We start from the raw sequence: 23087 nt of genomic DNA on the forward strand, positions 1-23087 counted from the left end.
GGCTGGATATGGTATCATGTCCGGAAGCATCGATAGTGTAAAGCGTGGGTAATTGATAATTGGTAATCGGGAATTGGTAAGTGTGATTACTACCAAGCTATTCCCTATTTCCCCTTACCGATTACTAAAACAAACAACAACAAAGAACACGACCGAAACAACCGGACACGATCTGACAGTTTAGTCGCTTTTAAAAAAAATACGGTTATGGCATTTAGATACTCTACCAGTGGTGCTACATCAGTCATTTCCAGAAGAGTAGCTGAAAAATCTTCTACTTATTCTCCTAGCAAGAATGAACTCCATGATGTCCAGGAGCCGATTATCACTGCTCCCCTAGAAGTGCGCCGAATTATAGAGCGAGTCTTGCAGGCAGAAAAGGATAAACTCTATATGAAAACTCCCCGTAATATTAATGATGATATCCTAAAAATTGTCAAGGAAGAAGTTCAATGAAGCTGCTATCAATTCAGCTATGTAATTTTCGTCAGTTTTATGGTAAGACTCCCGTGATTGTGTTAGCCAGTGGCGAGCGAAACACTACGATTATTCATGGGAATAATGGTGCTGGTAAGACGACAATCCTGAATGCTTTTTCTTGGGTACTCTATGAGAGATTTAGTGCTGCTTTTGCTTCAGAAGACCAACTGCTGAATAAGCGAGCTCTTGCTGAAGCTCAGTTTAATAAACCAGTAGACTGTTGGGTAGAAGTAGCATTTGAACACAATAATAAACGTTACCAAGTCAAACGTCTATGTCGTACTTACAAAACTGAGGTAGGAGTCGAGCAAGGTAACACAGAATTGTATCTACAAATCGCTGGAGATGATGGACGCTGGTTATTGCCTCAACAACTACCTGAGGATATTATTGGTCAAATTTTACCAGCTAGTTTGCACCAATACTTCTTTTTTGATGGGGAACGAATTGAACAACTGGTACGCTCGGATAAAAAGTCGGAAGTTGCGGAAGCAACCAAGACCTTGCTAGGGGTAGAAGTTTTAAATCGTTCCATTAAACATTTAAGGGAAGCGAAAAAAACCTTAGACTATGAATTGTCTTTAATTGGCGACTCGGAAACTAAGCAATTGCTTAAACAACAGAGAAAATCGGAAAAGACGAGCCAGAGTCTACTAAAGCGTCAAAGGGAAATCAAGCAGGAGTTAGAGGATAAAGATCAGCTAAAGAAGACAATTGGTCAACGCTTATTAGAACTCGGTGGCGCTCAGGAGTTACAACAACTGCGGGATGAACTAGAAGCTAGAGAAAAGTTAATTAGAGAACAGCTAAAACAAAGTCAACATATTTTGAAACGAGCTATATCAACTCGTGGCTATACGGTGCTGCTCTCAGAGGTAAGCTCAACTTTTAAAGAGATTGTCAAAGACTTAATAACGGAAAGAGGAGAATTACCTGTTGGGATTAAGCGGCAATTTGTTGGGGATTTACTCAAACACAAGCGCTGTATCTGTGGTGTAGAATTAACTGAGGGAACTCATGCTCATCAGCAAGTAGCAGCATGGATGGATAAAGCCGGAATGGCTGAAGTGGAAGAAACCGCAATAAGGATGGGTTCCCAGATTGATGAAATTAACCAACAGGTGCCTGAGTTTTGGCAGGATGTTGACCAACAACAAGATACTATTGCTCAGGGAAGAACTGAGCTTTCTAGAATTGAGACCCAACTAGATGATATCAAGAAAAAGTTACGTAACTTTCCCGATGAGGATATCAGTCTGCTCCAACAACAGTTGGATGAGATAGATACTAGGATTCGGGAGCTAACTCTAGAACAAGGAGGAAATCAACAACAACTTGAACAGTTGGATACAGACATTGACTTAAAGGATAAGCAGATTGCTAAGCACAAAATGAATGAAAGTAAGCAGGCGTTGATACAGCGACGGATTGCTGCTGCTCAAGATTCTATTGAACGGTTAATTGAAGTTAGGGAACGTTTAGAAACTCAGTTTCGGACTTCTTTGGAAAAGCGGGTTCAGGAGATATTTATCTCAATTTCCTTTACACCCTACATTCCTAAGTTGAGTGATAAGTATGAGTTAACCTTAGTAGAAAGTACTCTTGGGGCAGAAAACCTAGTTGCTGCCTCTACCGGCGAAAATCAGATTCTAAGTTTATCCTTTATCGGGGGAATTATTGACCGAGTTAGGGATTGGAGTCAAGAGCATTCTCTGATGGGACCTGATAGTAGTACTTTTCCTATTGTAATGGATTCTCCCTTTGGAAGCTTGGATGAAATCTATCGTCGGCGAATTGCTCATATCTTGCCTAGACTAGCGAATCAATTAGTAGTTTTAGTGACTCAGACTCAGTGGCGAGGAGAAGTGGCTGACGAGATACTTCCTTTTCTTGGTAAAGAGTATGTGTTGACTTACAATTCTCCTAAGTCTGATTGTGAAGAAGATGTTATTGAGCTAGCTGGAAATCGTTATGATTTGGTAAGGCGTAGTCCAAATCAGTTTGAATATACTGAGATTATCGAGGTCGATTATGATAGCTAGTTTGTTGAAGCTTCATGGTTGATTACCCAAGTAAGTGGGGATTTTAGCGTGAATTAGACTGTGCTTTAAGGTGATACCGTTTTTTTTAACTAATTCTCCCTCTACCTATTTGGTATTATTCCGGTAATCCTTAAGCCAGTCTTATAAAGAGATAATTTTTGCTCCATGACCAACTAATGTTGATGCTACTATAATTAGTTACTAATTTGTTATTATATCAAGTGAGTGTGATGCTCTTTAAGAGCCGCTACGGGATGAAGCGTTTCGGCAAAGCCGTTCGCTTTTAGCGTGGCCTACGGCCTCCGCTACGCGAACGCAAAGCGTGGCCAAACGCGCCCCGCGTGGCCCAAAGGCCAAGGTCTCAGCTTCCGCGCTTGTGCGAACGCATAAAGTAATCCCATCTAGTAATCCGATTTGTTTTGTCAATAATACTACCCTTGACAATAGGTCAAATTTATGAAATATGAATCCTGACTCCCTACTCCCTACTCCCTACTCCCTACTCCCTAAAAACCATAACCCATAACTTTCTGCATCAACCGATAACAAACAGCTATATATAGATATATATAAGCTAATAAAATGTCTTACAGTGAATTTACTCTAGATACACTCAAACATCAATTTAAGCTATCGATTCAAGAACGAGTTAACTTATTTGAATCAGTTGAACCAGTTACTCCTAGCCCTTTATTAAAAGAGATTCTAGCAGAAAACCTTCCTCTAGGATTGGAAATCGATACGGAAAAAGCCCGCTCTGAATTGATTGTTGCTCCTATTTTAGTGGAAATTCGCAAGCAATTTAACCGTAAAATCAGCCTTTTCTCTGGAACAGAGTTTACTATTGATAAAAGTCAAGGATTAAATGGTAGGTGTGATTTTATTATTAGTCATTCTCCTGAACAGTTCGATGTTACTGCTCCCATTGCTCTTCTAGTAGAAGCCAAAAACGATAACCTTAAATCCGCTATACCTCAGTGTATTGCTGAAATGGTTGCTGCTCAACTTTTTAATGAGCAAAAAAATAATCCTATTCCGTTTATCTATGGTGGGGTTACAACTGGCAGCCTCTGGAAATTTATGAAATTAGTCAAAAATTCGGTTTCTATTGAGTCAGAAGAACACTTTATTGGTAATTTAGAGGCTCTGCTCGGTATTCTGTCACATATTATTAATAGCACTCGTCCTCAATCTCTTGCTGAAAGTTAGTGATAATTCTGGGAGGGCGGCGATAAAAGTCGGCAAGTATAATAGAGACTACATCAAGAAGTAAGCAATAATATTATTGGTTTTATATAATATTATTGTTATGATAATCAAAATAATAATTGTAATTATCCTTTGAGAGGTTGATGATAATTATGTATAATAGAGTTAATTGTTAGAAGTAGTCAATCTTATTGAAGCGCTTAGGGTTGAGCGTTATCTGGCTGCTTATGTTGAATAATTTAACGAGGGAATTGTGCTATAATGTAAGGTTTAAGATTATCTCACGTAAAACTTATAACGTAAGTTGATAGCTGACGGCTTAATGCTTACAATAGCAATCCATCCCCTACCCATTGCACAATAGAATAGTTCCTTGCTCTTTCCCCTACTATGTCCATTGTCCTAACCGATACCAAAAACTTACTCTGTGACCTAATTGCTCAATATGGCTCCCGTGTCGATTACTTAGCCATTCGCTTAGAAGAAGCCGAAGGAACTAGCATTTTATTACGGGGCGACAAGATCGAAACCCTTAGTGAAGGTATGTCTATCGGTGGACAAGTAAGAGCATGTTATAAGGGAGGATGGGGGTTTTCGAGTTTTAACCAGCTTAGCGCTATTAAAGAACGAGTCGAAGATGCGATCGCAGCAGCTAGGATTGTGGGTAATGAAGAAACCACCCTTGCTCCCATTGAACCAAGACAGGATGTTTGCCAGTTACCCCTGACTGGTACAGACCCTAGGCAAATTCCCTTGGTGCAGAAGAAAGCATTATGCGATCGCTACAATCAAATTCTCAGAAGTTATGACAGTAGCATTGCTACTACTTCTGTCCGGTATGGGGATGTTAACCAGCGCATCATCATTGCTACTTCCGAAGGTACCTTGATAGAGCAGTCTTGGGCAGATCTGGAAATGCGTTTTGCTGCTACTGCTCGTAATGGCGATACTGTCCATACTGGTAGAGAAACCATTGGCTCTCGCCAAGGCTATGAAGACCTGACCAATCTTGATCAACAAGTCCATGGAGCAGCTCAACGTGCTATAGATGCTTTGTCCTTACCACCAGTTACGGGTGGTAACTATACAGTAGTCATTGACCCCATCCTGACTGGTTTGTTTGTCCACGAAGCCTTTGGACACCTATCTGAAGCTGACATGGCTTATGAAAATCCTGACTTACTAGAAGTGATGAGTATAGGGCGTCGTTTTGGCCCAAAAGAATTACAAATCTTTGATGGAGCTGCTCCCGAAGGACACCGGGGTAGCTATTTCTACGATGATGAGGGCACTCCAGCCACTACCACTCAGTTGATTAAAGATGGTGTATTAGTTGGACGTCTTCACTCCCGTGAAACTGCTGGTAAGTTAGGCGAAACCCCTACTGGTAATGCTCGTTGTCTCAATTATCACTATCCCCCAATTGTTCGGATGACTAATACTTGGATAGGACCTGGAGCTACTCCAGTAGCACAGTTGTTCGATGATATCACAGTAGGAGTTTATGCTCGCAATTGGCTAGGAGGTATGACTAATGGTGAAATGTTTACCTTTAGCGCTGGAGAAGCTTGGATGATTCGCAATGGTCAAATTGCTGAGCCTGTGCGAGATGTCACCCTTTCCGGTAATGTATTCAAGACTTTAGCTGATATTGAAGCTATTGGTGATGATTTCTATTGGGATGAATCTGGTGGCTGTGGTAAAGGTGGACAAAGTGGCTTAGCTGTAGGTTGTGCAGGACCAAGTTTAAGGATTCGGAATGTGGTAGTTGGTGGAGAAGCTGACAGTTGAAGGATGAATGTTGTTCGCGTAGCGTGGCCAAAGGCCAAGGTTTGGAGGTTGTTCGCGTAGCGTGGCCAAAGGCCAAGGTTTGGAGGTTGTTCGCGTAGCGTGGCCAAAGGCCAAGGTTGTTCGCGTAGCGTGGCCAAAGGCCAAGGTTGGAGGTTGTTCGCGTAGCGTGGCCAAAGGCCAAGGTTGGAGGTTGAAAAACACAGGAGCAATGACTAATAGACCATTAGCAAAAGTCTAAAACTATTCTCTACAATCGAAGCCTATTGTCTGTGATTGTTATTTAATCCGAATTTCCCTACAACTGTAGCAACAGTAATGAGTATGCAACGGTTGGTGATATCACCTACACAGTGTCAAGACCAAGGGATTGTTTTAACTGATGCCCAACAGCATTATCTAATTAGAGTGTTGCGGCTGAGAAAAGGCGATCGCTTTATTGCTATGGATGGAGAAGGTAGCTGGTACGTTAGCGAGCTAGAAGGTGATTTGACTCAAGCTAAAATTGTTGCATCTGAGCACATTCAAACCGAATTGCCTAAACAGGTAACCTTGATGGCGGCTATGCCTAAAGGGAGTGGATTTGAGCAAATTTGTCTGATGGCAACGGAGTTGGGAGTGACTCGGATTGTTCCCTTGAAAAGCGATCGCACGTTACTCAATCCTAGCCCTCAAAAGCTCCAGAGGTGGCGACGGATTACCCAAGAAGCAGCTGAGCAATCAGAACGGGAAGTTGTACCGAAAATTCTTGACCCTGTTGACTTTTCCGATAGTCTTCAGTTACCGGAAACCCTAGAAGCCTATCGCTATATTTGTGTAGCTCGGGGAAAGGCTCCCCATCTACTCAATTGCTTATTAGATTTACGATTAGGATTGGATACTGCTCAAACAGACCCTGCTCAACATCCTGGCATTGTCATTGCTACCGGACCGGAGGGTGGTTGGACAATTCAAGAGCTAGAACAAGCTACTGCTGCTGGATTTATCGCTGTTTCTCTAGGAAGTCGCATTCTTCGAGCTATCACTGCTCCTATTGTTACCTTGTCTATAGTAGCAGCAGTGTCGGAATCATCACTTACGACAAAAGGTGAGGATTTTGCTTAAGCAATTAATAACATCCATGGGCAACTGAGGCAATAAACTGGGTTTGTCCATGGTTCAATTCAATTACTATAGCGCTAATTTAATTTCACACTTAAATCTAATCATCCCATACAACCCTTAACTCCTCTAAAAGGGTAGCGCTATTTTTATTTACGGGATCGCTTTGTTTAACTATAGCGCTATAACAAGCTCACTGAAATTTAAATAGCGCTAGATAATTTTAGTTCCAAATAAATATAGCGCTACTTAAAAAAGATTAAATCCAATTACTGTATACACCCCGTAAGCCCTGAATAAGGTTAGCGCTATAGCAAAGCTTCCATGAATCCCACAATTAAGTTAGCGCTATAGTAAAACTGTCAATCCCAATCATCCCATACACTCTTTACCACCCCTAAAAGAGTAGCGCTATTTAAATTTCCGGTATCACTTTGTAAATTTTTGTAAAAATTTTGCACAGACAGAAATAATGTGTTAAATTAAGTATAGCGCTAATTAAAGGAGCAAAAAAAATGACAGTGGTCGGAACTACCCAAGCAGCTTTTCTTCTAGGGATTTGTGTTCAACGAGTCCGTCAACTTCTCAAAAATGGCAGAATTAAGGGCGCTCAAAAAGTTGGCAGATTTTGGCAAATTCCCCTATTTAATGGCTTGCCCAAGGTCAGTCCCGGTCGCCGTGGACCAAAGGGAACCTGGAGAAGAGGTTTCCAAAAGGTAGCCACTTATGTCCATGTCAACCAGAACATCATTAGGCAAAATAAAAAGAACAACACCTACGAGCCTGTCCTAACCGTCAAACAAGGTAACCGCAACACCTACGGTCATTATGTGGAAATCAAAGGACCGTCTCGGTTGGTTTATCAACCCAATTGTCCCAAGGATTGTGGAGCTACAGTGTGGCTGGAAGTTGATCCTTCTGTGGAAATTTTGACCAAACTTTTTGGCTAGTGGGATTTTACTATTTTTGGGTCTTTTTAGGGAACTAGCGGTGAATCCTTATCCCAATCTGGGGTCAGCGCTCATGCCAGTGTAAGATTGTGTCAAATTTTATTGGCGCTGATTGCTGTTAAGACCTTCTTGCCTTGCTGCCCTCTGCCTTCTGCCTTAAAAAGATAAGCAAAGTACTTCACCCAATTAAAAACTGCTATACTATTTATTTATCTAAGTATACTTGTGGAATGTAGGATAGAGTTCCATCAGCAATCTTGATTTATATAAAAATCTATTTAGGCTATAATATTTGGTATATAGCAATGCTACGACTTGTGAGGTACACAATTTCTAGATTTTAGGGAACAGGGAACAGGGAACAGGGAACAGGGAAGAGATAAGATGGAATAGGGATGCGCTGCATTAAAACAGGGAATCAACGTCAAAGAAGTCTGTACCTCATGATTCCTAAAAACGCTATAGAAAGGGTGAAGCTTCTTAGAGCAATAAATTTGGAACTGGTTATAAAGTTATTTTTTGTCGTTTTACCGAAAATACTTTTAGACTGTGACAAGTAATTTATATTCAAAGAAAACCGTAGTTGTTGCTAAATCGGATCCAGCTGACTACACAACAATTGCGGAGGCGATTAAAAATGCCCAACCTGAAACCATAATTTTAGTAAAGCCAGGGATTTATAGAGAAAGCATTGTTATTGATAAATCTCTAGAAATTTTAGGAGATGGGAAAGTCTCCGATATTGTTATTGAGGCCACTAATCTGAACTGCATTCTGATGCAAACAGACTATGCAATAGTGCGAGGCTTAACTTTGCGAGAATGCACTGTAGGTGTGTGTGTCCCCAAGGGACAGTTAATCCTTGAAAATTGTGATCTGACCGCCAATGACTGTGGTATAGTTATTTGTGGTTCTCAAGCAAATCCCATTATTCGTCGCTGCTGTATTCATGATGGACAAGGTAACGGGATTCAGATTAAAGATAATGGTCAAGGAGTAATAGAAGACTGCGACATCTATGGTCATACTTATCCAGGAGTTGAGATCTCTAAAGGTAGCAATCCCACTATCCGTAACTGTCGTATTTATGATGGTAAACAAACCGGAGTCTGGATTACAGACAATGGATTAGGCACCATAGAAGACTGCGACATTTATGGCAATACTTATCGAGGAGTCGATATCGATACAGGTAGCAGTCCCACCATCCGTAGCTGTCGGATTTATGATGGTAAACAAACCGGAATTTTGATTACAAATAATGGATCAGGCACTATAGAAGACTGCGATATCTATGGCAATACTTATGGAGGAGTTGATATTGATACAGGTAGCAATCCCACCATCCGTAGCTGTCGGATTTATGATGGTAAACAAAATGGAATTTGGATTACAGATAATGGATTAGGTACCATAGAAAACTGCGACATCTATGGCAATACTTATCAAGGAATTAAGATCACTAAAGATAGCACTCCCACTATCCGTAGCTGCCGGATTTATGATGGTAAAAAAACCGGATTTTTGATTACAGACAACGGATTAGGTACCATAGAAGACTGCGACATCTATGGCAATACTTATCCAGGACTGGCGATCACTAAAGGTGGCAATCCTATTATCCGTCGCTGTCGGATTTATGATGGTAAACAAACCGGAGTTTGGATTACCGACAATGGATTAGGAACTATAGAAGACTGTGATATCTATGGCAATACTTATCGAGGGGTTGATATCGATACAGGTAGCAATCCCGCTATCCATAGCTGTCGGATTTATGATAGTAAAAAAAACGGAATTTGGATCACAGACAATGGATTAGGCACCATAGAAGATTGTGAAATATATGGCAATACTTATGGAGGAGTTGATATTGATACAGGTAGCAATCCCATTATCCGTAGCTGTCGGATTTATGATGGTAAACAAAATGGAATTTCGATTACAGACAATGGATTAGGAACTATAGAAGACTGCGATATCTATGGCAATACTTATCAAGGAGTTAAAATCACTCAAGATAGCACTACCACGATCCGTAGCTGCCGGATTTATGATGGTAAACAAAATGGAATTTGGATTACAGACAATGGATTAGGAACTATAGAAGACTGCGATATCTATGGCAATACTTATCAAGGAGCTAAGATCACTAAAGGTAGCAATCCTACCATCCGTAGCTGTCGGATTTATGATGGCAAACAAACCGGGATTTTGATTACAGACAATGGATTAGGCACCATAGAAGACTGCGGCATCTATGGTAATATTTATCCAGGAGTGGGGATCACTAAAGGTGGCAACCCTACTATCCGTAGCTGTCGGATTTATGATGGTAAAAAAAACGGAGTTTGGATTACAGATAATGGATTAGGAACCATAGAAGACTGCGACATCTATGGCAATACTGCTCCAGGAGTTGAGATCACTAAAGGTAGCAATCCCACGATCCGTAGCTGTCGGATTTATGATGGTAAAAAACCCGGTATTTTGATTACAGACAATGGATTAGGCACTATCGAAGATTGCGAAATCTATGGCAATGCTGCTCCAGAAGTTGAGATTGATAAAGGTAGCAATCCCACTTTTCGTCGCTGTCAACTCGAAAACCATCCTTTTCCAGGAAGCAAAATTGAAAAAGGACGTAATCCATTCTTTCGTCTATTCTTATGACTAATAAACCCTTATAGTTAGGAATTGCTAGTATACTAAGTCTTTCTATTGCCTTATGGCCTAAATTTTGAGGCATAATCAGTTTGAAAGACTGGGCAATTATCAATAATTATAAGTTAATGACATGAGGTGAATTGGGATAACTTTTTCAGTCCAATTCGTTGACTGTCGGAAATTTCATCAATTTGGGATAATCACGATAGCCCTGGCTTGAGCAACAAAGCGTGAAAATCGTTCACTGTTGGAAATTTCAACAGTTATCGTAAATTCCAACAATCTAATAAATTATGCGATCGCTTGTGCGATCGCATTCAATTCTATTCCCTACTCTCTTCAGATTCTTCCTCCATAGGCTCAGGCAAATCAAAAATAATAATAAATTTCCCATCAGGCATCAGTCGTTTAAGCGCCTGCAAGTGACCCTCCGCATCAGACCGGTTCCGGTAACGACCAACAACGACCCGTTGCATTTGTGGCAATAGCCGAACAATCGCCCATGAATATAGGCGTTCAGAGTACGTCATAATTTTAGGTATCTCCTTAACTGGGGGACTAGAGCCAGCCTGAGAGCGTGGAACATCCGTGGCTGGCTCTTAGACGTTTTCACGTCTATAATCCTATTATAGCAGATAAATAATCTTACATTATAACATATTTTAAAAACTTTTGTAACAAACTTGTGAGGGAGTAGGGAGTAGGGAGCAGGGAGTAGGGAGATAAGGGAGGTTTTGATTAGCGCTAGATAAATTCGGCCAAAGTATAGCGCTTACTTAAAGGAATACCTTAATCATCCCAAATATCCCTTAACCCTTAAAAAAATAAGCGCTAGATAAATTCGGATAAAGTATAGCGCTTACTTAAACTAATCCCTTAATAACCTCAAATATCCCTTAACCCTTAAAAAAATAAGCGCTAGATAAATTCGGATAAAGTATAGCGCTTACTTAAACTAATACCTTAATAACCTTAAATATCCCTTAACCGTTAAAAAAAGTTAGCGCCTTAAAGCCATAAAACTAGCGCTATACTATTAACAGGGTTCCAGTAGCATATCCCTAGGAGCTACCTAATATCTAAAACTTGGTGATATAACACCTGACGCTATCATGCTTAAGCAAATTGCTGATGCCTTTGAGCACCATGATTATCAAACTGCTGCGCGATTAATTAAAAAACTTCTGAAGCAAGAGCCCAATAATCCCTGGACACAGCTTTATCTAGGACGGCTCCAGGAAGTCAAAGGTAAGCTAGAAGCAGCTGAAAGAATCTATCGACAGTTACTGAAAGGAACACCTGTTCCTAAAATTATGGCGCAAGCTCGTCAGGGACTAGCACGTTTAGAAGCTACAGCAAAAGAAAAGCGCCGAGAAGCCTTAGCCCAAGCAACTGCTGACCCTGATAGTAATCAATTGGGAGTATTAGTCCTAAAGCCGATCAGCCAACAAGATAAACCAACAGCAGCTCAACACTTAGCTCGCATCCTGGGGATAGACCCTTACACGGCAAGGCTACAGCTACCTACTAGAGGCTGGCGTTTATATCGCACTGGACCTGTGGGAGAACTTAAGTATTATGGCTCCTTACTGCGAGAAGCATCAATAAAATGTTTGTGGGCATCTGTAGCAGATATCAAAACAATTAATATCTATCAAGTTAAGTATTTTTCTGACAGTAGTGACCAGGAAACTACTGTAGTATGTCACAACTCTCAGGGACAGTTGGGTTCCTTTAGCTTTAACTGGTCGGAAGTGACCCAACGAGTTGAAGGACGGTTGCCTTTGTTTGAGAAGGTAGTAGACTTAGATGCGCGACGGAATTTAACTCGCAAAACCCAAACCTTAGACTATGCCCTGGTTTGTGACTTGCATTTACCAAAGCGCCACAGTATTCTCAGACTATGCGATCGCAATTATCAATTTCAGCAAGGAATTGCTCTAAGCCCCAAGTCAGTTTCTCGTCAGAACAAGCAATCCCAAGACTCTCGTTTACACCAAAGCACTACAAGAGTCAACTGGAACAACTTAGCTGATTATTTAAATGTTCGGCTACTTGAGAAACCAGTATGGTCTGACTTTACCACCTTTGCGCAAACTGCACTAGACTACCAAGATCTGCTAGAAAAACTGGAGTCTCATATCGACTTATTTCGCCTGGTCGAGACTCCTTGGGATCCAGCATTTCAGTTGTATAGTGGACTGGTGTTTCTTGACCGAAAAATCGGGGAGTGTGAGGGGTAAGGCGCAAGCCTAAGCGTTTAGATATGGGGTTAGCCTTACCCCTCACATAAACGAACTGAGCAACGCGAATCCTTTTGGGAAAAACTTTCAATTCAATCAGGAACTTTGGATGGATTTAAAATTGTAGTCTACAATAGAAAGCAGATATACAAAAAAAGGAGGTGATTAAAAGAGTGCTTGTAATGGAGTTCAAGGCCGTAACTAATAAAGCCCAAAAAGTAGCAATAGACGAGGCGATCCGGACATCACGATTTGTCCGAAACAAAGTATTACGCTACTGGATGGACAATAAAGGAGTCGGCAAGAAAGAGCTTTACCGTTACAACACTGATTTAAGAGCTGAGTTCAAGTTTGTCGAGGATTTAAACAGTCATGCTTGTCAAGGGTCTGTTGGTGCGATTCGTTAGCTAGAAACCTTATCCTGATGAACAGGATTTGGGGGATTAGCTGCTTGGGTTAAGAACCCAAGACAACTTGATAATCATGATGGTGAAATACCATCCCCCGAAGAATCCGGGTGACAACCTTACCCTGATGAACAGGAATAACAAACCTGCCAATCGATGCAAGGGTCGAACGTCAAAATATCCTTAACCTGAAAGATAGATTGATAGGTAAAAGAACTCAAGGGTACGAGAGGAAGATACGTCAGAATCATCGTAAGCTTGGAATGGCGAAATTAAGGATTGATACGCCATAGACAAAAGTCAAAGGAAAATACGGAGTAATGGGTTCAACAGTCCATTATTGATTCTCCAATAAATTTCCCGGTGAATAGTATCGCCCTAAAAGTTCATAGAATGGTTATCAGGAACGAAGTAATTCCATAGGTTCTCTCAATAAAGGTCGATTTATTGAGTAGGTAGTTAGCCGCATGGCCTATGTGAAAAGGATAGAGTCAAAAGCCAAAGTCCATATGTAATGTATGGGATATGCTGACAGACTCACGTTATAGGAAGAGATATGGTTGCGAGTAGCAATGAATAAGTCCAAAACTCGGGGGTTCACCCCACAGTCGGAATGGAAGAACGTCAACTGGCGAAAGCTGGAAATGACCGTATTCAAGTTGCAAAAACGAATATATCGAGCCTCTCATCGTGGTGATGTCCGCGTGGTAAGAAAGCTGCAAAAGACTCTGATGAATTCCTGGTCAGCCAAGATGATAGCGGTTAGACGGGTAACCCAGGAGAACAAAGGTAAAAAGACTGCCGGAATAGACGGGAAAAAAGCTTTAAATAATAAGCAAAGACTCGCCTTAGTAGCCAACCTGAATACTCAAAAGAAGGCAAAACCTACCAGAAGGGTATGGATTCCCAAATCTGGAAGTAGGGAAAAACGCCCATTAGGTATCCCGACTATACACGACCGTGCTCTACAAGCTTTAACCAAACAGGCATTAGAACCCGAATGGGAAGCCAAGTTTGAGCCTAACTCATATGGTTTCAGACCAGGACGCTCATGTCACGATGCCGTCGAAGCAATATTCAGCAATATATGCCATAAACCCAAATGGGTATTAGACGCAGATATTGCCAAATGTTTTGACAAAATAAATCATGAAGCGCTTCTAACTAAAGTGAACACTTTTCCATCATTAAGAAGGTTAATAAAATCCTGGCTTAAAGCTGGAGTAATGGAAAAGGATACACTCACTCCCACCAACGAAGGGACACCGCAAGGAGGAGTGATATCACCCCTGCTCGCTAACATTGCCCTCCATGGCATGGAAGAACGAATCAAACAATATGCCGAAACATTAAAGATAAAAAGGAGAAGTAAAAAACAGAAACGGCAAGGAATAAGTTTGATTAGATACGCAGACGACTTCGTCATCATCCATGAAAATCAGGGAGTAATAGAAGAATGCAGAACGATTCTAGAAAATTGGCTGAATGATATAGGGTTGGAATTAAAACCAAGTAAAACAAGAATTTCCTATACTATGAACGGGTTTGACTTCCTAGGATTCAACATCCGTCAATATAAAGTAGGAAAAAATCAGTCTAAACAAGGATTTAAAACCATCATCAAACCATCAAAGAAAAAAGTTTTAGAACATTATGAGCAGCTCTCAAACGTCATAGACCGTCACAGAGCTGCTCCCCAGGAGGCTTTGATAAACCACCTAAAACCTATTATAAGGGGATGGTGTAACTACTACAGAAGTGTATGTAGTAAAGAAACCTTTAATAAACTTGGGCACATGTTATGGAACAAACTACAACGATGGGGATACAGGAGACACCCAAATAAATCAAAATCCTGGGTAATCAACAAATACTGGGGAACCATAGAGGAAGACAACTGGATGTTCATGACCGACAGGAATCACCTTCCTAAACATGTCAAAACTGAAATAGTCAGACATAAAAAGGTACAAGAAGCCAGAAGCACCTACGATGGGGACTTAATATATTGGAATACCAGAATGCAGAAACACCCTGAAATGACCAGTCAAAAGGGAAGGCTTTTGAAAAGGCAAAAAGGGGTATGTACTCATTGTGGTCTTACCTTCAGAGATGGAGATGTAATGGAAAAGCATCACATAATACCGCGCTCTCTCGGTGGAAACGACACGGATAAAAATCTTGAATTACTCCACCTACATTGTCACGATGCAAAACACAGAAAGAAAATCGAACTCAATGAGTTGGATAGAAATCCGTTCTAAGAGGAGCCTCTGTCATGGACTTAAAGTACTATAATGAGGAGCCGTATGATGCGAAAGTGTCACGTACGGTTTTGAAGACAAGTCAGGGGAGGCGACTCCTCGGCTTAGTTCAACAAAACGTAGAGCGAGCAATTCATAGCTTTTATGATAACTGTAAAAAGAAAATTCCTGGGAAGAAAGGCTTCCCTAGATTCAAGAAATCTTCTCGCTCGGTGGAATACAAGACTAGTGGATGGAAGTTATGTCCAGACAAAAAGTCAGTCAACTTTACCGACAAGAAAGGAATTGGGAAGCTCAAGCTCAAAGGAACGTGGGACTTATGGCGTTTTGATGTAAAACTAATTAAAAGGGTTCGCATAGTAAGTCGGGCGGATGGATACTATGTTCAGTTCTGTGTAAAAGTAGATAATTCTGAAACTGTTGAGACAACAGGTAAGATTATTGGTCTAGACGTTGGACTAAAAGATTTCTATACTGATTCCAATGGATATAGGGAACCATCACCTCGGTTTTATCGAAAAGGCGAAAAGCGTCTAAAGTTCTATCAACGTCGGGTTTCCCGGAAAAAGAAAGGCTCAGCCAACCGTAAGAAGGCTATTAATAAACTAGGCAAGACACACCTTAAGATAAGTAGGCAACGTAAAGAACACGCCAAGAGACTGGCACGTTGCGTAGTCCGATCTAACGATCTGGTAGCCTATGAAGACTTAAGGGTTAAAAACTTAGTCAAGAATCACTGTCTTGCCAAATCTATTAATGATGCAGGTTGGTACCAATTCAGGAATTGGTTGGAATACTTTGGTACTAAGTTTGGCAAGGTAACTGTTGCAGTTAATCCTGCCTATACTTCACAAAATTGCTCCAATTGTGGCGAAGAGGTCAAAAAATCTTTGTCCACTAGAACCCATATTTGTCAATGTGGTTGTTCGTTAGATCGAGACCACAACGCTGCAATCAACATACTGAATAGAGCCTTAAGTACGGTGGGGCACACCGGAACTTGGACTATTATTAGTCCGAACGCTGGGGGAGATCGGGCCTCTACTGTTCTTGGTCAAAACCAGGTTCAGCAAGCTGGGTCGTTGAACCAAGAATCCCCTGGCTTATAGCCATGGGGAGTGTCAATTATAACTAATCTATTAACGAGGCTGTTGCATCTGAGCAGCCATGTCCATAAACTTATTCATGCTAGGACCAGGACGGCGACGAGGCATGATCATTGGTACGTATTTGGTCGCAAAGGTCGTTTCCGGCTGCCCTTTTGCAACAAGTGCTGCTGCTGAATTGAGTGCCGCTACTGGTGTTGGCTCAGGAGTAGCTGCCTTGTTTTTAGCTTCTGCTTCAGCTTTTTTCTTAGCCTTTGCTTCAGCCTTAGCCTTTGCTAGTTCTTCTTTCTTGGCTTGACGAGCAGATTTGGCATCAGAAGCTAATGGTGCTTCTACGGGAGCAGTTTCTGCTGTTGCCTCAGCTTTAGCCGGTTCTGGCTTCTGTTCTACCGCCGGTTGCTCAGGGGTGCTAGTTTCGCTTTCGTCTAGCTCCATGTAGAAACCCTTGGATTTTTTTTTGCCCTTAAACAAACCTGCCATTTACAAATACCTCTCTAAATTAGTTTTAATGGAAGCTATTACCAGAGTGCGATCGCAACTGGGGCTACAAGCTTGACCCAGGACATATATCGGTAATCGGTAATCGGTAATCGGTAATTGTGCTTAATCCTTACTGATCACCTTTACCAACTAACCATTTACTAAAAATCTGACCCTGTCCTGGCTTCAGTGAATAGCCCCAGTGCTTATCTTGGGTGACTCGTCGTTTGATGAAACTTAACCAAACGTTGCATTTGTATAATAATTATGAGTGATTACTTTACTTATTGCAACATTTTAGAGATTTTTGTTCATCAAACTTTACATTAAACCCTTGATAAGTATATTTACTTAGATTTTTAGAGCTAAAGACGACCAGGTAATTTAGAAAAGTTTACGATTCTCTCAGAATTTTGGGGAAAGCTATGGAAATTCGACGGATTGCTGAAGTTTTGCGCAATGGTCAACCAGATCAGTCTTTGACCATTCAAGGCTGGGTAAGGACAAAACGGGAATTAAAGGACTTTGCCTTCATGGAAGTCAACGATGGCTCTTCCATGGCAAATTTACAGGTAGTGCTCAATCCAGACTTGTCAGATTATGAGACTATCGTGAAGCAGCTTAATACTGGCTCATCAGTAGAAGTCACTGGTATACTAGTAGAATCTCTTGGCAAGGGACAGCGAATTGAACTCAAAGCATCCTCGGTGAAAGTGTATGGGGAAGCAGATGCCAATTATCCCCTACAGAAGAAACGCCACTCCTTCGAGTTTTTGCGCACCATTAGCCATTTGCGATCGCGTACCAATACCCTAGGTGCAGTGTTCCGAGTGCGGAATGCCTGCTCCAGTGCCATTCATCAGTTTTTCCAAGAACGAGGTTTCTTGTGGGTTCATACGCCAATTATCACCGCTAGTGACTGTGAAGGAGCGGGGGAGTTGTTCAGTGTCACTAACCTAGACTTAAACAACATTCCCAAAACCGATAATGAAGCAGTCGATTACACTCAGGACTTTTTTGGACGACCGACATACCTGACAGTCAGTGGTCAATTACAAGCAGAAATTATGTCAATGGCGTTTCGGGATGTGTACACCTTTGGTCCTACATTCCGAGCCGAGAATTCTAATACCTCTCGACATCTAGCAGAATTTTGGATGGTGGAGCCTGAGATGGCATTCTGCGATTTGAAGGGAGATATGGATTTAGCAGAAGCCTTTCTCAAGCATGTATTTAAGTCAGTATTGGAAAACTGTCCAGAAGATCTGGAATTTTTTAACAAGCGGATAGATAACAATGTTCTCGCTACTGCTGATAATATTATCAATAATCAGTTTGAGCGGATTACTTATACAGATGCGATCGCATTACTGGAGAAAACGGATCGTAAGTTTGAGTATGAGGTAAGTTGGGGTGTAGATTTGCAGTCAGAACACGAACGGTATCTAGCCGAAGAGTTGTTTAAAAAGCCCGTGATTGTCACGGATTATCCAGTAGAGATTAAAGCCTTTTATATGCGCTTAAACGACGACCAAAAGACTGTAGCAGCAATGGATGTGCTTGCGCCTAGGATTGGGGAGATTATCGGTGGTGCTCAGCGGGAAGAACGGCTGGATATATTAGAGAAGCGAATTCAGAATCAGGGCATGAATCCAGAAGATTTATGGTGGTATTTAGATTTGCGACGTTATGGTACAGTGCCCCATGCTGGATTTGGTTTGGGATTTGAGCGATTGGTGCAATTTATGACTGGTATGGCAAATATTCGGGATGTAATTCCGTTTCCCAGAACTCCGTTGAGTGCAGAGTTCTAACAATTTCAACTATGGTTGGTTCTGCCCACAGCCATTGATGGAAATATGGGTAGTGGTAAAGATTTAGTGGTTTGGCTACCGTCTGGTAAAGGTAACGGTAGCTAACATCACGAATTGTGCAGCACTACCCAAAGCTAAATTGACAGAGTATTAATTAGCTGAGTGCAGCATGACTACGGTCATAGGTAGAGCGGAAACTAGGATGGGGTTTACCTTGGATAGTACCCCAGTAGTCAGAATCTAAGCTATCTAGTCCTACTTCGGAAGCAACGCGACCGAGCATAGATTGCTGACGATTTTTGATCATGTGATGGTGATTCATCATCAGAGCCCTAGCTTTTTCTTGAGTAGACATTTTCCTTTCTCCGATTGCTTATATTAGATTGTGATGGAATTAATTTCCCTTACATTTATAACTATAGCAGTTATTCTGTATCAAAAACTACAAAATGACTTTTATTTACAAATCTTAATGAACTAGCAACTATCACGACTTTCCTTTAAAATATCCCAGAGCCACTGCTCTACGCGATCGCTCATGGCCTGATTAGAGTATTTAACTTCGAGGAGGCGACGGCATTCACGGCGGTCAATTCTATCCAAGTTTGCCAAGGCTTCTACCAAGCCTTCCACAGAATCGGGTTCTACCAAAAAGCCATTTTTACCATCTTCGATAATTTCTGCTGATCCACCACGGTCATAGGAAATGACTGGCACTCCACAAGCAAGGGCTTCCATTGCCACAGTACTAAATGCTTCCACCCAATGAGGGGTCATAAGTAAAGCTCGACACTGGCGCAAGTATTTTTGGAGTTGATCAGTTGGGAGAAAACCCAGGTATTCTAGAGGGGCATTGGGGTAATCCTGGAGAATCTGCTCCCAATAGGGTTTATTTTGTATCAGACCCATAATTTTTAGTGGCGTAGCCGTGAAATCGGATGCTGCCACTGCATCTTCTAGGCCTTTTTCTGGAGAAATTCGACCCACCCAGCCGACCCAGGGTGAGGGAGAGTCACAAAAGGAATACACAGACAAATCAATGCCATTGCCCAAACAACGAAAGCGATTCTTGAAGGAAAATGTTGCCCCTTGAGCCATTGAATGAACCCCAATTGTGCCAGGAAAATTAATGGCAATTTGTTCGATGATCTGATCCATCGCCTCGGTTAATGAACCCATACTCACTAGGTGAGCAATGGGACAAGTGAAAAAGGGGGTTAGGTAAAACGGTAACCAGTCGTAGGCAAAGTTCACAATCAAGTCATAGTCAGTTTGAACTTGCCGCCCATAGTCCCACATATTAGCCAATACCGAGGATGGAGGGATGATAGTAGGAGTGTCTCTTGTTTGAGTTTGAATACTAGTTTCCAGAACACCATCAATTTCTACCAGAGGCATTCCCCAAGCTGTAGATCCTTTAGTTGCCACAATTGTGATCCTGTGACCCCGATTAATCAATTCCGTAGCAATGTTACGTACAGTCAACTCAACCCCACCACCTAACCCTGAACCCAACGGACCAACTGGGGTGGAAATTAATAGCAATTTCAGGGAATTTATTTGGCTCATTAATTGAAAATTAACCCTGTTTACTTGATAAGTAAAATCATAATTATTTTTACATTAATAAAATAATTCAAAGCGTTTATTAAATAACTAAAAGCACGGTTTTTAAAGCTTAGGAAATTTTTAGTCCATGTTACCGATTATAGCACGGTAATGAAAGGTTATGATACTTTTATTACCTGTTCCGAAGTTTCCTAACTAGTCGCTATTATCTTGGTAATGGTTTGACGTATTTTCTGATGAATTTAGGTGATTTTGTGCTGGTGGCAAACTATCCAGATTCGCTGCAGGGCGAATTTTATTAAACTGATCGATTGCCCATGTTGCCGTTTCTCGCACTTCGGAATCCGGGTCATCGGTAGCGTGACGCAACATCTGCAAGACTTGATTTAGTAATTCATAAATTCGCGTTGCATCCCGAATAGCATTTTTCCGCACTTGAGCGTTGTCATCCTGCAAAGAAATGGCTAGGGCTTTGTTAATCGGTTTTAGGGTTTTGGTGCTAATTTGGGATAAGGCTTCCAAAATCAAGCTACGCTGCTTAGAATCAGAATCTAGCATTAAGTCCACTAGGGGCTTTACTGCCCTAGAATCACCCTTTTGGGCTAATTCCCAGATAGCTTGTTGTCGCTTTTTTGGGTCTGGGTCTTCTAATTCTCTGATTAATTCCTCGACGATACTAAATTTAGTCAGACGAGTGGTCTTTTTGACATGTAAGGAATCAGCTAATGACTGAGGTTGGGGATTGCTAGGATTGGCGACATCATAACTAACGCTATGGTTATCATCCCTTTGAAGACGGTGGTTTTGGGAGTCAGTTGACACTTGGACTTTGAGGTTATTGACTCTAGGATCTTGTAAGACATGATTTTCTGTGGAGGGCGCTAATTGTGAGTCTACGGGTCGTTTTGGTTTAGTCAACCACTTGAATAGGAAAAAAACGCCACCAGCCATGATGATGGCTGGGATAATCAGCCAAGATGACAGGCTCTTTTCCTCGGTAGAAGGTTCCGTAGTAGTCGGTTCGTCTGGGACTGATTGACCTGAGTTTGGAGCTGGACTCGTGCTGCTGGTTGTCGTCTTAGCAGCGTAGGCTTGCTCTAATTCCTTCCTAGTAACCGAATCAACAATACCCAGTTTTCTCAATCCAATAGATTCTTGGAATAAAGCGACTGCTTTCTCTGTCTCCTCACCATAAACACCATCTTCAAGCCCATCGTAGAAGCCAAGATGCTTTAGCTTGGCTTGCACAAGAGCCACCTCTTTTCCCCGACTCCCTTTGAGCAGAATTGGCTGGTCAGTTTCTGTGGCAGAAGTGGGAGCTTGAGCGATTAGCAACGGCTCAGGGAGGTTGTTGGTTGAAAATGCGTTCGCTTTTTCTAATTTCGCCCCTTGACTGCTTCCCAGCACCCAGCCTAGGTAGTTCAAACAGGTAACTAAAAGTATGATAGACCAATAGCGAGTCATAAAATTATACAGGACTCGAATGTGAACGCCAATTCTAGCTTACGCACTTAACACACAACGCTAAATCCCATGTGCTTTACTCGTTCGAGCAACAGAATTTCATCTCAATTGTATCCTGAACGGCTCAAGGAATGGGTTTCTGGTAGGATAGTACTACCTTCAATCAGGCTCACTAGTTGTTTCCACTGCCAGTTTTCCCCTCTAGCTAGCCGCTGTTGTTTGCGAGCCTTGCTTTGATCAGAGTTGCTATTTGTTCGCGCTGATTGACTAGATAAATGCTAAGCAATGTCACGCACACACCAGTCCACTGTAGAGCACTGAGTACCTCAGACAACACTAAATTCCCAAATAGCAGGGCAAATACTGGTGTCAGAAAGGTTAAGCTACACAGACTAGTGAGATTCCCCTTGGAGGCAAAGTAGAAGAATATACCGTATGCGATCGCACTCCCGAAAACAGTGGAGTAAGCTAATGCGATCCAGCCAACTCCATCAATATTCACCCATTGCTGGGATTCTATGACACTAGAGAGGGCAAATAACGGTAATCCTCCTAGGATCATATGCCAACCAACTGCAGCAACTGGGTCAGCATAGCGGCTGATAATGGGAACCATTACTGTTCCTACTGCCATGGAAAGGGATGCTAAGAGCATCAGCCACTCTCCATGATCAAACAGCTGTTCCCAGCTTAATTCTATAGCTTGAGCGTTGCCAGTAAAAAGGCTGAAAATCCATTGATCGGGCAAGCCAATCAAGCTGATTCCTACTATACCAAATCCTAGTCCTAACCAACCCCACAGTCCAATAAGTTCACCAAAGAGGAATCCCGATAGCAGGGCGACCACTAGGGGTTGACTATCAATCATCACCGAACCCAAACCCGCGCCAGTGCTAACCAATCCCTCGGCTAGGAAACCCTGAAACATTGCCCCATCCACTAAGGCAAATACGCTAATCCACAGCCAGGCTAGCCAACCTTTCGGCTGGGGGCGACCCATCACAGTTGCTGCTCCTAATACTAAAACTCCTGCTGGTACTAACCGCACCCCAGCCATAAACAGAGGGGTTGTGTTAGGGATCACCCCTTTCATGGCTACCATAGCTGTACCCCATAGAAAAAAGGGGGAAATCAGCAGTAGTGACCCTATCGGTGGCAGTATTGTGTTGGCTTTTAGTTGCATAATCCTGATTTATGGTGAAGAACGAAAATAACCGACACTCAAGCAGCTGTCAGAAATTTAATTTAGATATTGACTTTACCGATTGACTTGGCTCTGGAGCACGGGGGCTCTGGAGCACAGGAGTGAGTTTTGGAGTTTTTCTAGCTTACTGAGTAACATACAATTTCAATGGGCGACAGCTTAAACGAGCTTTTCATATTTGGTTAAACACTTGTTTATTTATTTATTTTGAGCAGCTTAGGAGCTGATCGCTTTATAAAATGATGCAAACTATATATACAAGCTCCAGTAATCAGTTAAATCTAGACTAGATACTCACA

Annotated in this window: 20 protein-coding genes; 12 read left to right on the top strand and 8 right to left on the bottom strand. The window is 41.8% G+C overall.

Going from position 1 to position 23087, the window contains the following annotated elements; translation table 11 throughout:
- Nucleotides 1-207 precede the first annotated feature (207 nt).
- Both BJP34_RS02040 and BJP34_RS02045 read left to right on the top strand, forming a co-directional pair.
- Nucleotides 208-456: a hypothetical protein gene (locus BJP34_RS02040; protein WP_070390895.1), complete on the top strand. Its 249-nt coding sequence runs from the start codon at nucleotides 208-210 to the stop codon at nucleotides 454-456.
- Nucleotides 453-2522 (top strand): AAA family ATPase, encoded by a 2070-nt coding sequence (locus BJP34_RS02045; protein ID WP_070390896.1) that lies wholly within the window; start codon nucleotides 453-455, stop codon nucleotides 2520-2522. Before BJP34_RS02040 ends, BJP34_RS02045 begins: the two co-directional genes overlap by 4 nt.
- Before the next feature lie 237 nt (nucleotides 2523-2759).
- Here BJP34_RS02045 and BJP34_RS38430 read toward each other — a convergent pair whose 3' ends face one another.
- Entirely contained in the window at nucleotides 2760-2948 is a 189-nt protein-coding gene (locus BJP34_RS38430; protein WP_149030739.1) for a hypothetical protein, read from the bottom strand.
- Between the two features lie 156 nt (nucleotides 2949-3104).
- Here BJP34_RS38430 and BJP34_RS02050 point away from each other — a divergent pair, with 156 nt between their 5' ends.
- Together BJP34_RS02050 and BJP34_RS02055 are read left to right on the top strand one after the other, a co-directional pair.
- A complete protein-coding gene (locus BJP34_RS02050) occupies nucleotides 3105-3731 on the top strand; it encodes a hypothetical protein (protein WP_070390897.1) in 627 nt (208 codons plus the stop codon).
- A 390-nt stretch (nucleotides 3732-4121) separates the two neighbouring features.
- Nucleotides 4122-5522 carry a TldD/PmbA family protein gene (locus BJP34_RS02055; RefSeq protein WP_070390898.1) on the top strand — a complete coding sequence of 467 codons (1401 nt, stop codon included), beginning with the start codon at nucleotides 4122-4124 and terminating at the stop codon, nucleotides 5520-5522.
- On the opposite strand, the gene BJP34_RS38435 is transcribed toward BJP34_RS02055, so the two are convergent.
- Nucleotides 5478-5723: a hypothetical protein gene (locus BJP34_RS38435; RefSeq protein WP_149030740.1), complete on the bottom strand. Its 246-nt coding sequence runs from the start codon at nucleotides 5721-5723 to the stop codon at nucleotides 5478-5480. The genes BJP34_RS02055 and BJP34_RS38435 overlap by 45 nt on opposite strands.
- 120 nt (nucleotides 5724-5843) lie before the next feature.
- On the opposite strand from BJP34_RS38435, the gene BJP34_RS02060 reads away from it, so the two are divergent.
- From BJP34_RS02060 to BJP34_RS02070, 3 genes are all read left to right on the top strand, one after another.
- Nucleotides 5844-6623 carry a 16S rRNA (uracil(1498)-N(3))-methyltransferase gene (locus tag BJP34_RS02060; RefSeq protein ID WP_070390899.1) on the top strand — a complete coding sequence of 260 codons (780 nt, stop codon included), beginning with the start codon at nucleotides 5844-5846 and terminating at the stop codon, nucleotides 6621-6623.
- Between the two features lie 512 nt (nucleotides 6624-7135).
- Nucleotides 7136-7570: a helix-turn-helix domain-containing protein gene (locus tag BJP34_RS02065; RefSeq protein WP_070390900.1), complete on the top strand. Its 435-nt coding sequence runs from the start codon at nucleotides 7136-7138 to the stop codon at nucleotides 7568-7570.
- Nucleotides 7571-8119: 549 nt separating this feature from the next.
- The gene (locus BJP34_RS02070; protein WP_070390901.1) at nucleotides 8120-10243 is read left to right on the top strand and encodes a right-handed parallel beta-helix repeat-containing protein; all 2124 of its coding nucleotides are present in this window, start codon (nucleotides 8120-8122) and stop codon (nucleotides 10241-10243) included.
- Between the two features lie 317 nt (nucleotides 10244-10560).
- Here the strand turns inward: BJP34_RS02070 and BJP34_RS02075 are convergent, their stop codons facing one another.
- A complete protein-coding gene (locus BJP34_RS02075) occupies nucleotides 10561-10767 on the bottom strand; it encodes a hypothetical protein (RefSeq protein ID WP_070390902.1) in 207 nt (68 codons plus the stop codon).
- Nucleotides 10768-11349: 582 nt separating this feature from the next.
- Between BJP34_RS02075 and BJP34_RS02080 the strand changes: the two genes are divergently transcribed.
- The 4 genes from BJP34_RS02080 (at nucleotide 11350) to BJP34_RS02095 (ending at nucleotide 16260) form a co-directional block, all read left to right on the top strand.
- Entirely contained in the window at nucleotides 11350-12480 is a 1131-nt protein-coding gene (locus BJP34_RS02080) for a tetratricopeptide repeat protein (RefSeq protein ID WP_070390903.1), read from the top strand.
- Between the two features lie 161 nt (nucleotides 12481-12641).
- Nucleotides 12642-12887: a hypothetical protein gene (locus BJP34_RS02085; protein ID WP_324611009.1), complete on the top strand. Its 246-nt coding sequence runs from the start codon at nucleotides 12642-12644 to the stop codon at nucleotides 12885-12887.
- Nucleotides 12888-13459: 572 nt separating this feature from the next.
- Entirely contained in the window at nucleotides 13460-15151 is a 1692-nt protein-coding gene (ltrA, locus tag BJP34_RS02090; protein ID WP_070390905.1) for a group II intron reverse transcriptase/maturase, read from the top strand.
- Between the two features lie 14 nt (nucleotides 15152-15165).
- Nucleotides 15166-16260, top strand: coding sequence for an RNA-guided endonuclease InsQ/TnpB family protein (locus tag BJP34_RS02095; RefSeq protein WP_229424208.1), 1095 nt, complete (start codon nucleotides 15166-15168; stop codon nucleotides 16258-16260).
- A gap of 30 nt (nucleotides 16261-16290) precedes the next feature.
- Here BJP34_RS02095 and BJP34_RS02100 read toward each other — a convergent pair whose 3' ends face one another.
- Nucleotides 16291-16737, bottom strand: a complete 447-nt coding sequence (locus tag BJP34_RS02100) for a hypothetical protein (protein ID WP_070390906.1) — start codon at nucleotides 16735-16737, stop codon at nucleotides 16291-16293.
- A 425-nt stretch (nucleotides 16738-17162) separates the two neighbouring features.
- On the opposite strand from BJP34_RS02100, the gene asnS reads away from it, so the two are divergent.
- A complete protein-coding gene (asnS, locus tag BJP34_RS02105; RefSeq protein WP_070390907.1) occupies nucleotides 17163-18551 on the top strand; it encodes an asparagine--tRNA ligase in 1389 nt (462 codons plus the stop codon).
- Nucleotides 18552-18705: 154 nt separating this feature from the next.
- On the opposite strand, the gene BJP34_RS02110 is transcribed toward asnS, so the two are convergent.
- The 4 genes from BJP34_RS02110 to BJP34_RS02125 all read right to left on the bottom strand — a co-directional run bounded on the left by BJP34_RS02110 (nucleotide 18706) and on the right by BJP34_RS02125 (nucleotide 22767).
- Nucleotides 18706-18906 (bottom strand): hypothetical protein, encoded by a 201-nt coding sequence (locus BJP34_RS02110; RefSeq protein WP_070390908.1) that lies wholly within the window; start codon nucleotides 18904-18906, stop codon nucleotides 18706-18708.
- A gap of 122 nt (nucleotides 18907-19028) precedes the next feature.
- The gene (locus tag BJP34_RS02115; protein ID WP_070390909.1) at nucleotides 19029-20120 is read right to left on the bottom strand and encodes a glycosyltransferase family 4 protein; all 1092 of its coding nucleotides are present in this window, start codon (nucleotides 20118-20120) and stop codon (nucleotides 19029-19031) included.
- A gap of 195 nt (nucleotides 20121-20315) precedes the next feature.
- Nucleotides 20316-21584: a HEAT repeat domain-containing protein gene (locus tag BJP34_RS02120; RefSeq protein WP_083304952.1), complete on the bottom strand. Its 1269-nt coding sequence runs from the start codon at nucleotides 21582-21584 to the stop codon at nucleotides 20316-20318.
- A gap of 205 nt (nucleotides 21585-21789) precedes the next feature.
- The gene (locus BJP34_RS02125) at nucleotides 21790-22767 is read right to left on the bottom strand and encodes a DMT family transporter (protein ID WP_070390910.1); all 978 of its coding nucleotides are present in this window, start codon (nucleotides 22765-22767) and stop codon (nucleotides 21790-21792) included.
- Between the last annotated feature and the right edge of the window lie 320 nt (nucleotides 22768-23087).

Source organism: Moorena producens PAL-8-15-08-1 (genome assembly GCF_001767235.1).
In the GTDB taxonomy this organism is placed as follows: Bacteria; Cyanobacteriota; Cyanobacteriia; order Cyanobacteriales; family Coleofasciculaceae; genus Moorena; species Moorena producens_A.